This is a genomic window from Paenisporosarcina sp. TG-14, assembly GCF_000297555.1.
Lineage (GTDB): Bacteria > Bacillota > Bacilli > Bacillales_A > Planococcaceae > Paenisporosarcina > Paenisporosarcina antarctica.
In genome coordinates this window covers 1-12,553 of sequence record NZ_AMGD01000020.1, presented here as the reverse complement: position 1 = coordinate 12,553, position 12,553 = coordinate 1, and the positions used below count along the sequence as shown (strand labels likewise).

Annotated in this window: 10 protein-coding genes and 1 pseudogene; 10 read left to right on the top strand and 1 reads right to left on the bottom strand. The window is 35.5% G+C overall.

Going from position 1 to position 12,553, the window contains the following annotated elements:
• Window positions 1-3 precede the first annotated feature (3 nt).
• From C406_RS0106765 to C406_RS19860, 3 genes are all read left to right on the top strand, one after another.
• Entirely contained in the window at window positions 4-507 is a 504-nt protein-coding gene (locus tag C406_RS0106765) for a metallophosphoesterase (protein WP_017379848.1), read from the top strand.
• A gap of 554 nt (window positions 508-1,061) precedes the next feature.
• On the top strand, window positions 1,062-1,364 hold the full coding sequence (locus C406_RS19380) for a hypothetical protein (RefSeq protein WP_017379847.1): 303 nt from the start codon (window positions 1,062-1,064) through the stop codon (window positions 1,362-1,364).
• A 305-nt stretch (window positions 1,365-1,669) separates the two neighbouring features.
• Entirely contained in the window at window positions 1,670-2,230 is a 561-nt protein-coding gene (locus C406_RS19860) for a DUF3967 domain-containing protein (RefSeq protein ID WP_017379846.1), read from the top strand.
• Between the two features lie 373 nt (window positions 2,231-2,603).
• Here C406_RS19860 and C406_RS0106750 read toward each other — a convergent pair whose 3' ends face one another.
• Window positions 2,604-2,825: a hypothetical protein gene (locus C406_RS0106750; protein WP_017379845.1), complete on the bottom strand. Its 222-nt coding sequence runs from the start codon at window positions 2,823-2,825 to the stop codon at window positions 2,604-2,606.
• A 226-nt stretch (window positions 2,826-3,051) separates the two neighbouring features.
• Here C406_RS0106750 and C406_RS21330 point away from each other — a divergent pair.
• The 7 genes and pseudogenes from C406_RS21330 (at window position 3,052) to yihA (ending at window position 12,264) form a co-directional block, all read left to right on the top strand.
• A pseudogene (locus tag C406_RS21330) lies at window positions 3,052-3,518 on the top strand (group I intron-associated PD-(D/E)XK endonuclease).
• Window positions 3,519-4,041: 523 nt separating this feature from the next.
• Window positions 4,042-5,277 carry an ATP-binding protein gene (locus C406_RS0106740; protein WP_017379843.1) on the top strand — a complete coding sequence of 412 codons (1,236 nt, stop codon included), beginning with the start codon at window positions 4,042-4,044 and terminating at the stop codon, window positions 5,275-5,277.
• An 83-nt stretch (window positions 5,278-5,360) separates the two neighbouring features.
• The gene (locus tag C406_RS0106735; protein WP_017379842.1) at window positions 5,361-6,362 is read left to right on the top strand and encodes a hypothetical protein; all 1,002 of its coding nucleotides are present in this window, start codon (window positions 5,361-5,363) and stop codon (window positions 6,360-6,362) included.
• A gap of 102 nt (window positions 6,363-6,464) precedes the next feature.
• Entirely contained in the window at window positions 6,465-7,748 is a 1,284-nt protein-coding gene (tig, locus tag C406_RS0106730) for a trigger factor (RefSeq protein WP_017379841.1), read from the top strand.
• A 192-nt stretch (window positions 7,749-7,940) separates the two neighbouring features.
• Window positions 7,941-9,209, top strand: coding sequence for an ATP-dependent protease ATP-binding subunit ClpX (clpX, locus tag C406_RS0106725; protein ID WP_017379840.1), 1,269 nt, complete (start codon window positions 7,941-7,943; stop codon window positions 9,207-9,209).
• 125 nt (window positions 9,210-9,334) lie between these two features.
• Window positions 9,335-11,665 carry an endopeptidase La gene (gene lon / locus C406_RS0106720; RefSeq protein ID WP_017379839.1) on the top strand — a complete coding sequence of 777 codons (2,331 nt, stop codon included), beginning with the start codon at window positions 9,335-9,337 and terminating at the stop codon, window positions 11,663-11,665.
• Entirely contained in the window at window positions 11,662-12,264 is a 603-nt protein-coding gene (gene yihA, locus C406_RS0106715; RefSeq protein WP_017379838.1) for a ribosome biogenesis GTP-binding protein YihA/YsxC, read from the top strand. The genes lon and yihA overlap by 4 nt, the downstream gene beginning before the upstream one ends.
• Window positions 12,265-12,553 lie beyond the last annotated feature (289 nt).

Sequence of the window (12,553 nt, the reverse complement as noted above, 5' to 3'; positions counted from 1 at the left end):
CGGATGCGTATTGTAGTGATTAGTGACACACATGGAGAAACGAATTCGATTGATCAAGTCAGGCATGCAGTAGGACCTGTAGATGCTGTTTTTCATTGCGGAGACAGCGAACTCGATACACAACATGAATCGCTACAAGATGCTTTTGTAGTCGGAGGCAATTGTGACTGGGATTCCTCTTATTCGGCTGAAGTTTTCACCGAAGTTAATGGAGTAAAAGTTTTTATGACACATGGTCACTTATGGCAAGTGAAATCTACACTAATGCCATTAAGTACCCGAGCTCAAGAACTAGGAGCTGACGTGGTTCTCTTCGGGCATACTCATTTGTTAGGCGCAGAGCTTATAGGTAACACACTTTTCGTAAACCCAGGCAGTTTAGAATTGCCGAGAGGCCGCAAAGAAAAGAGCTATGCGATTATTGAAAAATCACAATTAAAGTGGATGGTAACATTCTTTTCGGATGAACATCAACAGCTGGAACAACAAGTATTTTCGATAGTTTAAAAATAACCTTGACTTATGGTGGGAATATTTCTATAATAAGTATTGTCTTTCATTTCTGAAACGAGTTGAAAGTAACATGTCTCAGTAGCTCAGCCGGATAGAGCAACGCCCTTCAAGATATTAGGAGCCTTTACAGGGAAACAAAAACCTGTGGAGTGGACGACACTATATCGGTGAAACCTTAACAGATCATGCTGATGGCAATACCGAGGAAACTTACGCTTCACTTTGGTGAAGAGAAGGCAATCTGAATGATTACGCAAGTAATGGTAAGAATGCTAAAAATCGTTCATTCGACGTGAGGTTCCGTAGAGACTACACGTGTCGCACCTGCAATGGTGAAGATATAGTCCAGACTACAAACAATGTACATTGGTAGCGAAAGCTATGGTGGTAAGCTAAGGCGTCGGTCGGGGGTTCGAATCCCTCCTGGGACGTAAGTTTTATAACGTTATATTTAAAGAAATAAGCACTTTCGCTTATGATTCAATATTACAGTACTCGGTCAGTCGAGTTTCTGTACTAAAGAATTGTAGGTGGAGGTGCTTTTTTCTGTGTCCAAAAAGAAGGGGATATTTAATATCCAAATTGAACAACCGCTATTCCCAGTAAAAAAACAGCCAGTGAAACGGAAAGACCTACAAATTGAACAAGCATTGACAGTGGTTTTAAAGCAACTTGAAGTGGGTGGTTGTCGTGAAAGAAAAATATACGATTACCGTACAATTGTTCACTACTTTACTAGAGATACTAAGGTTGAGTATTTGGTAGATATAACGAGTGACATTATATATTTGTGGCTGGGGCAGATGAATGTTGCTAATACGACTAAATTAACTCGTTTAAAGCGTTTCTAGGACGTTGTTTTGATAATGGGTGGCTTGCTAATAGGTTTTGGCGGTCAGTAAATATCAAAGTAGATACAGAAATAAAGATAGGGGCATCAGATGAAGATGTAAATTTACTATTATCTGTTCTCGATTTGTTTAAACTAAGTTCAGCTAATTCAAAGACTAGAGTGTATGGAGAAGGTACTACAAAGAGTGCAACAGCAATAATTGATATAAAAGATAAGAAATAATAATACATAAAAAGGATTGAGGATCGATAAAGGAGTATCATAACGTCATGACGAATAAATAAGCATGGGGGGTATGCCGTTATGACGATAATTTATAAACCGAGTGACGTAATGAAACAGCTAGACATCAAGGAATCTCTATACAAAAAATACATAGCTGCTTTGGAAAAAGACGGTGGCTATGTATTCCAGAAAAATCAGCAAGGCCATAGAATTTTTACTGCTGAAGATATTCAAACTTTGGAAAAGTTCATGGAGCTAATAAAGTATGACGGTATGACGATTGAAAAAGTCGCTAAGAAAATTGGCGAAATGAATAGTCATGACGGTCATGACTCTATTAGCGAAGAAGAACCAAATAGATATGACGTTATGGCTTTAGTTGAACAAGCTGTATCTTCTGCGCTTAAAGTTCAAGAAAAACAGATCCATGAGGTTATGACTTCTATTGCAAATCAAAACAACGAGCTGAAAGTACAATTAAAGAGAATTGAAGATAAGCATGATAAAGTATTTGTTCAATCACTCCGAGAATCTCAAGAAAATAAAAAGTTAATGCTTGAAGAAGTTAAAACTCAAGTTAAATCTGAAATTGCAGCTGCTAAAGAAGAAAAGAAGAAGTGGTGGAAGTTCGGCAAGTAGTATATAAAAAAAGTTTAACAAAGATTTTAATGAATATTTAGAGCTTCACTATTGAATACTGCAATTAATTCGTGGTGAATTGAACTACACTACACATTCGCTACTCGAAAATTATATAAAACCATTATTTACTAAGTTTTACAGGGCTATTAAACAAGTCTTCCTGGAAGGTAGAGAACACAGATGGTTTACGTTTAACCAATAAAAAACACTCAAAACCTTGTTATATAAGGTTTTGAGTGTTTTTTTCTTTTGTCTTGATATGTTTATTGTGTCGTTTATAAACAATAGATTTAAAAATCTATTAATAAATTGGTAATAGACAATCATCTTATATTCTCGAAGGCATTATTAATGCACCAATATATATGTTTTATTTTTTTGAAGTTCTTGGAGTTCTAGGTTCTAAACAACTTGAACATTTTTTCTGATTACTAGCTTTAAATTTAGTTAAAGTTTTTTCAAAATTATTCCCACATGAACATTTAAACAGTAGTTTTTGCGAGAATCCAAGATACTCAGTAGAAAGTAATTCACAATCTGAATTCTTCTTAACATACTCACTGATATTTTCAATAGTCCACTTTTTATTCATATTAACACCTCCGATAATGATTCCGAATATAAACACAGGAAGAAGTTTCGGATAACTTCCTTTGTTTTAGGATAATGACTTCCTAATTTATCTGCTTTGCACATTATACCATCACTTTAGCGCCAGAATGCTTTAAGATTTGATACAAAAATCGATATTAGCTTTTCTTACATTATAAGTAATGGGTATAGATAGTATTCAAAAGAAAGTTTTAGGGGGTGTAAGATTGGAACATCATACTAAAAACAAAGGTGATTTAGGTGTCCTTAAGGCTCAAGTGGATTTATGCAGCAAAGGTTACTTAATATTAACGCCTTTATCAGAGCATTCCCCATTTGATATAGTTGCCTATAAAAATGGTGAATTTATTCGGATTCAAGTTAAATATTAGTTAAATATAGAAGTGTTAATTCCAAAGGGTTTTTGTTTGTAAGATTTAGTTCTTCATATAGTACTTCAAAAGGCTGTTGTGAAAAACCCGTTGATAAGAAAGAAATAGATTTATATTGTGTGTTTTGTCCAGACACCGATAAGTGTTACTATTTTGATCCGAAAAAGTTTAAAAGCACTGTAAATATTAGAATCAACAAGACTCTTAATAATCAAAGTGAAAAAATTAATTTTGCTGAGGATTATTTAATGATTCCTACAATAAATAGAAATTCACTTGATTCAATAGATAACGAAACTTAGGTTTCACTTTGCATATTACGTTAAAGTGTTCTATTTATGTGGAAATTAATAATTTCCACGAAACCATACCAGTTACCCTTTAAATGATATTTTAGGATAAATACATTTCCCTATTTCTTCATTTCATATCTTGGCTTGTATGTGTTTTTTTGAAATTGAAAGCTTAAGAAATATTCATTCTAATATGGTGATAACTATTTCGACAGGCTTCGACAAACCATCTTTTCCATATTAAGTACAAATTCTTACTATACTAAGTTTCAGTCCTTATGAAAACTTAACACTGTACACCGACAACAATGTGTTATCATTACTTTTGTTTTATAAATGATATTAAGCACATATCTAAAATAAGTAAGAATTATAAAAAGATGGTGTCGAATAATCTTTATATATGAAATGATAGTATTTCATCGTTAGGGTGTTAGGGTTTGAATTTAATTTTACTTTAATAAGGTAGGGTTAATTAGAAGGTTTAATTCCTTCGTATATCCAATGATTTGCAAAGAGAGGAGTTGCCTCAGTGTTTGAAACATTATTATTAAATATCTTATTCTTAATTTTTCCGCTCTTATTATTTGTCATATTTTTTGAAAATCGTAGACCTGTTTATAGCAATTCATTCCTCATTACCTTTTCTTCAATCTCGATGATTTTATGCATGTTGTATCCGATCCATCTTCAAATTGGTTTTATTTTTGATTTACGTTATATTCCATTCATTATCGTTGCGCTTTATGGTGGATATAAAAAGGTACTTCCTTTATATATCCTATTAAATATATATCGATTTATAATTGGGGGAGAAGGTACGATTCATTCACTCATATTTTCAACGGTGATTTTTCTAGTCGTGCCCTTGATAAGTAAAAAGTTTCTTAAATACTCAACTCAAAAACGGGTAATTACAGGAGTTTTCGCAGTCTTATTTACGATGGGGCTATATTTATTGTCACTTAGCACATTTTTTGTGCACCTAACGAATGAATTTTGGCAGCTTGCTTTCTATTCAGTGTCGACACATGTTTTGGTCATTACATTGAATTTGTTAATGATCGAAAAAGTTATTTCGAATATTAAAAGTCGAGAAAACTTTCTCCATACAGAACGACTCCATGTTATGAGTGAGATTTCTGCAAGTGTATCGCATGAAATTAGAAATCCACTAACGGTAACTCATGGATTTCTACAACTTTTAAAAGAATCTAAGACCTTATCAACTGATGAAAAAGTATATATTGATTTCTCATTAAAAGAATTAGAACGGGCAGAGGGGATTGTAAGTAACTTTCTTGCTTTTGCAAAACCGCAATCAGAAAATATGGTGTCTTCCAATTTAAAAGAAGAGATAGAGTACGTGAAAAATATTTTGTTTCCATATGCCAAAATGAATCATGTTGATATAGAGTTTCAGTTTAATAATACACTGAAAAAAAGATACGATAAAAATCAGATGCAACAATCATTAATTAATTTATTGAAAAATGGAATAGAAGCAATGAAAGAAAGTGGCGGTATTTTATCTATTGATGTATCGGAGCAAAATCGGTCCATCATAATAATAATTAAAGATAACGGTATTGGTATGACGGAAGATGAAATTTCACAATTAGGTAAGCCTTACTACTCGACGAAAAAAGAAGGAACAGGCCTTGGTATGCTCATGGTGTATGGTGCTATTAGTAAAGCCAAGGGGACAATTGAAGTGGAAAGCGAAAAAGGAAAGGGCACTACTTTCACGATTACACTTCCTGTTTAAAAAGTAACGAAAAGGTGTGAAAATATGCGCATCTTTTTTAAATTTTGTGCTACTATATACTCGAGAGAAAGGCGGAATCTGCATTGCGAAGAAAGTATGGAAAATTACAAACAAAAGAGAATCTCATTGTTTTTCCAGGTATGGTGGATAAGTTGATCGCTGAAGGGCTTAAACATGCTGAAGATTTTCAATATGATTTAGCGGTGGATTCAATTAGACAAGCCTTGACCTATACTGAAGTTGATGAACAAACACTGGGTGTTTATGCATATTCATTGTATGAAATTCGAGAATTTGAAGAATCTCAAAAAGTATGCGAAGAATTATTAAAGCTCGGTCCTTCTTTTTACTTCGAAACAATGGAGTTAAATATTACTGTTCTGATGGAGCTGCGTCAGTTTGATGAGGTTACTAAAATTGTGGAATCATTGCTTGAAGAAGGTATTGTTCCTCCTGAAAAAGTGGATAAGTATGAACAGTTGCTTACATTAAATGAAAGACTTTCCAAACAAAACGAAGATATTTTGTTAGATGATGCTCCACATAATAATAAAATTGATTCAAGCCTTTTTCAAATTGAAACATTTTCAGCATTTCCCCAAGATAAGCAACAACAACTTCTATTAGAATTGCAAGGGGAAAATTTATCGTCAATTGAAAACGAATTAGCAACGATTATTGAAAATGGGCTTATTCCTCCTATTAGTAAATCATTTGCTTTGTTATTAATGGTGATTAGTGGAATAGATCGAACCCTATCAATTGAAAAATTCGGCTTTAAGGTTGATGTAACACCTAAAGGATTACCTGAACCTGCAAATACCACTAAAGTGAAATCTGTCCTAGCGATCACGCGAGAAGAATTAGTGCAAAATCCAACTAAACTAGACATGGTACATGACTTAATTATTCGTCATGCGTTTGCCATGTATCCATTTGAATGGTCTACGTTCGACAAACAAGAGGTAGCAGAAGCATACATAAACTATGTAGGAGCAATGTTAGGCGAAGAAGTGGCTTGCGAAGCACAGATGTACGATTTATTGGTAGAGATTGATGGGATGTACGAATTACGCGGTAAGTGAATAAGTTGAAAGTATCGGTGAATGTGATATACTAAAATGGTTGTCAAATTCATAGATAAGAATGATTGTAACAAGTTAATTAAAATAATGGAGGTTGAATATATGTCAGTGAAATGGGAAAAACAAGAAGGTAACACAGGTATATTAACAGTAGAAGTAGACGTTGCGATAGTTAAAGATGGTTTAGACAAAGCATTCAAGAAGGTTGTTAAAGAAATTAACGTTCCAGGTTTCCGTAAAGGGAAAATGCCACGTAAAATGTTCGAACAACGTTTTGGTACTGAATCTCTATACCAAGATGCTTTAGACTTTATTCTTCCTGATGCATACTCTGGAGCAGTTGAAGAAGCGGCGATTGATCCTGTTGACCGTCCAGAAATCGACATCGTAAAAATGGAGCAAGGTGAAAACTTGATTTTCACAGCTACAGTTACAGTTCGTCCTGAAGTAACTCTTGGAGACTATAAAGGTCTTGAAATTTCTAAACAAGAAACAGACGTAACTGATGAAGAAATTGAAGCTCAAATAAAAGAACAACAAACTCGTTTAGCTGAGTTAGTAGTTAAAGAAGAAGATGCAATCGTTGATGGTGATACGGCAGTAATCGACTTCGAAGGATTCCTAGGAGAAGAAGCATTTGAAGGTGGAGCTGGTGAAGACCACACACTAGAAATTGGTTCAGGTTCATTCATTCCAGGATTTGAAGAGCAATTAATCGGTTCAAAAGCTGGAGATAACAAAGAAGTAGTTGTGACTTTCCCTGAAGAATACCATGCAGCTGAACTTGCTGGTAAAGAAGCTACTTTCAAAGTAACAGTGAAAGAAGTAAAAGGAAAAGAACTTCCTGAATTAAATGATGAGTTAGCAAAAGAAATTGATAACGAAGTTGAAAGTATGGACGAGCTTCGTACAAAGCTAAAAGAAAAAACAGTAGTAGAGAAGAAAAATGCTGCTGAATCTAAAGTAAAAGATGAATTAGTTGAATTAGCTGCAAACAATGCAACTATCGACATTCCTCAAGCAATGGTTGATATGGAAGTAGAACGTATGTTAAACGACTTTAAGCAACGTTTAGAATCACAAGGTATGAATCTTGAACTTTACTTCCAATTCTCTGGTCAAGATGAAAAAGCACTTCGCACACAAATGACTGAAGATGGTCAAAAACGTGTGAAAGTTTCTTTAACACTTGAAGCGATTGCTGAAGCTGAAGGTTTCACACCTTCTGAAGAAGAAATCAATAGTGAATTAGAAAAAATGGCTGTTCAATTCAGCATGCCAGCAGAAAAAATCCGCGAGTCACTTGGTGGAACTGATGCTTTAGAAAACGATCTTCGTTTACAAAAAGCAATTGACTTCTTAGTTGAAAACGCTAAAGTTTCATAATAAAATCTATACTCGCTTAACTAGAACAAGGGGCGGATGTTTAACCCGTTCCTTGTTCTTTGTAATACATAGGTAGTGATTGTCAATCGATTTAAAAGATACAAAAATAATGGTTTAAGATTTCATTAATCTTATTAGTTGATTCTAGTAGGAGAATCTTGTAAGATTGTGGCTTGAATAGGGGTGAATATTTTGTTCAAATTTAATGATGAAAAAGGAAACTTAAAGTGTTCCTTCTGTGGAAAATCCCAAGAGCAAGTTCGTAAACTGGTCGCAGGACCTGGTGTATATATTTGCGATGAATGTATTGAATTATGTACAGAAATCGTAGAGGAAGAACTCGGTACAGAAGAAGAAACTGAGTTTAAAGAAGTCCCGAAACCTAAAGAAATTTTATCTATTTTAGATGATTATGTAATTGGTCAAGAACGAGCAAAAAAATCGCTTGCAGTTGCCGTATATAACCACTACAAACGAATCAATTCTAATAGTAAAATCGATGATGTCGAGTTATCTAAATCGAATATCGTGATTTTAGGGCCAACAGGTAGTGGTAAAACATTGCTTGCTCAAACACTTGCACGCATTCTGGATGTGCCATTTGCTATTGCAGATGCAACATCACTTACTGAAGCGGGTTACGTGGGAGAAGATGTAGAAAATATTTTACTTAAATTAATCCAATCTGCTGATTACGACGTAGAAAAAGCTGAAAAAGGGATCATCTATATTGATGAAATCGATAAAGTAGCTCGTAAATCAGAAAATGCATCAATCACGCGTGATGTTTCAGGTGAAGGTGTTCAACAAGCACTTCTAAAAATATTAGAAGGCACAGTTGCTAGCGTTCCTCCTCAAGGCGGTCGTAAGCATCCTCATCAAGAATTCATTCAAATCGATACAACGAACATTTTGTTCATTGTTGGTGGTGCATTTGATGGAATCGATCAAATTATTAAACGTCGCTTAGGACAAAAATTGATTGGTTTTGGTTCGAATCCTAATGTTAAAGAGCCGGATGAAGCTTCTTTACTATCACACTTAATTCCAGAAGACTTGTTGAAATTCGGATTGATTCCAGAGTTTATTGGCCGTTTGCCAGTATTAGCAAGCTTAGAACAATTAAGTGAGAATGCACTTGTTCAGATTTTAACTCAACCTAAAAATGCATTAGTGAAGCAATATCAAAAAATGATTGAATTGGATAATGTGAAATTAACATTTGAAGATGATGCATTAATTGAAATTGCTAAACTAGCAATTATCCGTAAAACGGGTGCACGTGGACTTCGTTCAATTATTGAAAGTTTAATGTTAGAAGTAATGTATGAATTGCCTTCTAGGGAAGATATTAAGGAGTGCATAATTACAAAAGAGACAGTTACTGATTCTTCACATCCTAAATTGTTACTAGAAGACGGTACTGTATTAAATCAAAACGATGAAAAAACTTCAGCATAAGTTGAGTTGAGATAAGCTGGCTTCGAACGTGCGTATGCATACGCGCAGCTCGGATGTCAGCTTTTTCTTACATATGTTTGATTTACGGTTAATTCGGACAAAATTGGATTGAGGTGAATTTCCACATGACAAAGAAAAATGAAGAAAAAATTGTTCCGTTATTACCTTTACGTGGTTTATTAGTGTTCCCAACAATGGTATTACACATTGATGTGGGGCGTGAACGTTCAGTGGCTGCGCTTGAGCAAGCTTTATTAAGTGATTCCATTGTTTTCTTAGCAACGCAAAAGGAAATGAACGTAGAACAACCTGAAGAAGATGATTTACATGATGTTGGAACATTGGCGCATGTAAATCAAATGATTAAATTACCAAACGGAACTATTCGCGTGCTAGTTGAGGGCGTGGAGCGTGCCACATGGTCTGGTTATACAGAAGGTGACAATTACGCGACAGTCGCAGCCACATCTTCTGCGGACGAGACGGAGAAAACGCCAGAACTTGAAGCACTAATGCGAGTTCTTCTTGAGTATTTTGAAAAATATTCAAAAATATCAAAAAAAGTCACAACAGAAACGTATGACACAGTCTCAGATATTGAAGAACCAGGTCGCTTAGCAGATATGGTTGCTTCTTACTTGCCATTAAAAATGATTGGTAAACAAGAAGTGCTCGAAATATTCAAGGTGAAAAACCGTTTAGAATGGCTAATTAATCGCTTGCACAATGAACAAGAAGTACTAGATATGGAAAAGAAAATAACGAACCGTGTAAAACAAGCGATGGAACGTACTCAAAAAGAATTTTATTTACGTGAACAAATTAAAGCAATTCAATTGGAACTTGGCGATAAAGAAGGGAAGACGGGGGAAGTTACCGATCTTCGCAAGAAAATTGAAGAATCTGGAATGCCTGAATCCACTTTGAAAGTTGCCACAAAAGAGTTGGATCGCTATGAAAAATTACCAACTGCAGCAGCTGAGAGTGGTGTCATTCGCAACTACTTGGATTGGTTAATTGCTTTGCCATGGACAGACGCAACGGCAGATCGTTTAGATATTAGTCACGCGGAAACAATATTAAACCGCGATCACGAGGGACTTGAAACAGTGAAAGAGCGCGTGCTGGAATATTTGGCTGTGCGCCAATTAACAAACTCATTGCGTGGACCGATTCTATGTTTATCAGGACCTCCTGGCGTTGGGAAAACCTCGCTTGCTCGTTCAATTGCGACTTCACTTGGACGTGAGTTCGTTCGTATTTCATTAGGTGGAGTGCGTGATGAATCTGAAATTCGTGGGCATCGTAGAACTTATGTAGGTGCTTTACCTGGACGTATCATTCAAGGAATGAAAAAAGCCGGGAAAATCAATCCAGTTTTCTTATTAGATGAAATTGATAAAATGTCCAATGACTTCCGTGGCGATCCGTCTTCAGCGATGCTTGAAGTACTGGATTCTGAACAAAACCATTCATTTGGAGATCATTACCTTGAAGAAACGTATGACTTATCAAATGTGCTATTTATTGCAACAGCTAACGATTTAGGTGCGATTCCTGGGCCTCTTCGTGATCGTATGGAGATCATTTCAATTCCAGGTTATACGGAAATTGAAAAGCAAGCAATTGCGAAAAACCATTTATTGCCGAAGCAAATAAAAGAGCATGGCTTAACAAAATCACAATTGCAAATGCGTGATGATGCGATGCTCGATTTAATTCGCTATTACACACGTGAAGCAGGTGTTCGTAGTTTAGAACGTCAAATTGCTTCAATTTGCCGTAAAGTTGCGAAACAAATTGTATCAAGTGATAAAAAACGTATTGTAATAAAAACGTCATCTTTAGAAGATCTTATTGGCAAACATAAATTCCGTTATGGACAAGCCGAGACAGAGAATCAAATTGGTGTCGCTACAGGATTAGCTTATACAACTGTTGGTGGGGACACACTTCAAATTGAAGTATCACTATCACCAGGTAAAGGAAAGTTAATATTGACTGGTAAATTAGGTGATGTGATGAAAGAATCTGCACAAACTGCCCTTTCTTTCGTTCGATCGAAAACCGAAATATTAGGTCTAGATGCAAATTTCCATGAGACACATGACATTCATATCCATGTGCCTGAAGGCGCTGTTCCAAAAGATGGACCTTCTGCGGGTATTACAATTGCAACTGCTCTTGTTTCCGCTTTGTCAAAACGTCCAATTCGTCGAGAAGTGGGTATGACGGGTGAAATCACATTACGTGGTCGCGTATTGCCTATAGGTGGTCTCAAAGAAAAAACATTAAGTGCTCACCGTGCAGGATTAACTACGATTATTTTGCCGAAAGATAATGAACGTGATATAGAAGATATTCCAGAAAGTGTGCGCGAAGATTTAACGTTTAAATTGGTTTCGCATGCTGACGAAGTGCTTGAAATAGCACTAGAGGGAGGCGATGTGCAATGAAAGTGCACAACGTAGAATTAGTAATAAGTGCAGTACGACCAGCGCAATATCCGGAAGATGGTTTTCCGGAGTTTGCTTTAGCTGGTCGTTCTAATGTTGGAAAATCTTCATTTATTAATAAGTTGATAGGTAGAAAGAGTATGGCGCGAATCTCTTCAAAACCTGGGAAAACGCAAACATTGAATTTCTATAAAATAGAAGAGCAACTGTTTTTCGTTGACGTCCCTGGCTATGGTTATGCAAAAGTGTCGAAATCCTCTCGTGAAGAGTGGAGTAGGATGATAGAAGAATACATTACGAGTCGCGAGTTATTAAAAGCCGTGATTCAAATTGTTGATTTACGTCACGCACCTTCAAACGAAGATTGCATGATGTATGACTTCTTAAAGTTCCACAACATTCCGTGTATCGTAATCGCAACAAAAGCGGATAAAATCCCTAAAGGTAAATGGGATAAGCACAAGAAAATGGTACGCGACGAGCTAGACATGGAAGCACATGATACATTGATTGTTTTTTCTTCTGAAACAGGACTTGGTTTTGATGCTGCATGGGCAGAAATCGAACGCCGTATGACACTAGAATTAGAAGTAGAATAGAACGGAAAAACTCACGAACAAGCATTGCGCTTTTTTGTGAGTTTTTTTATTTGAGTAATTTTAGCGGAATATCCAGAGATCGCGACAATGTGAAAAGGAATAAATACAAAAGCTGTATGATATTTCTATAGAACGGTTACACTCTCGAAGAAGCAATGCGTTTTTTTCTTTTAAGTGGTTCTTTAAAAGACAATAAATTATATAATTTTAGTTCCATAAATTAAGTGTTTCAGGTGTTTTGGACAAAAAATTTATTCATTAATATTGGTGATTTCCGTTTCAGGCGGAC

Excerpts from the sequence above, each read along its gene's own strand:
- yihA (WP_017379838.1), top strand. The coding sequence starts at position 11,662 with ATGAAAGTGCACAACGTAGAATTAGTAATAAGTGCAGTACGACCAGCG.
- lon (WP_017379839.1), top strand. The coding sequence starts at position 9,335 with ATGACAAAGAAAAATGAAGAAAAAATTGTTCCGTTATTACCTTTACGT.
- C406_RS19860 (WP_017379846.1), top strand. The coding sequence starts at position 1,670 with ATGACGATAATTTATAAACCGAGTGACGTAATGAAACAGCTAGACATC.
- tig (WP_017379841.1), top strand. The coding sequence starts at position 6,465 with ATGTCAGTGAAATGGGAAAAACAAGAAGGTAACACAGGTATATTAACA.
- C406_RS0106765 (WP_017379848.1), top strand. The coding sequence starts at position 4 with ATGCGTATTGTAGTGATTAGTGACACACATGGAGAAACGAATTCGATT.
- C406_RS0106750 (WP_017379845.1), bottom strand. The coding sequence starts at position 2,825 with ATGAATAAAAAGTGGACTATTGAAAATATCAGTGAGTATGTTAAGAAG.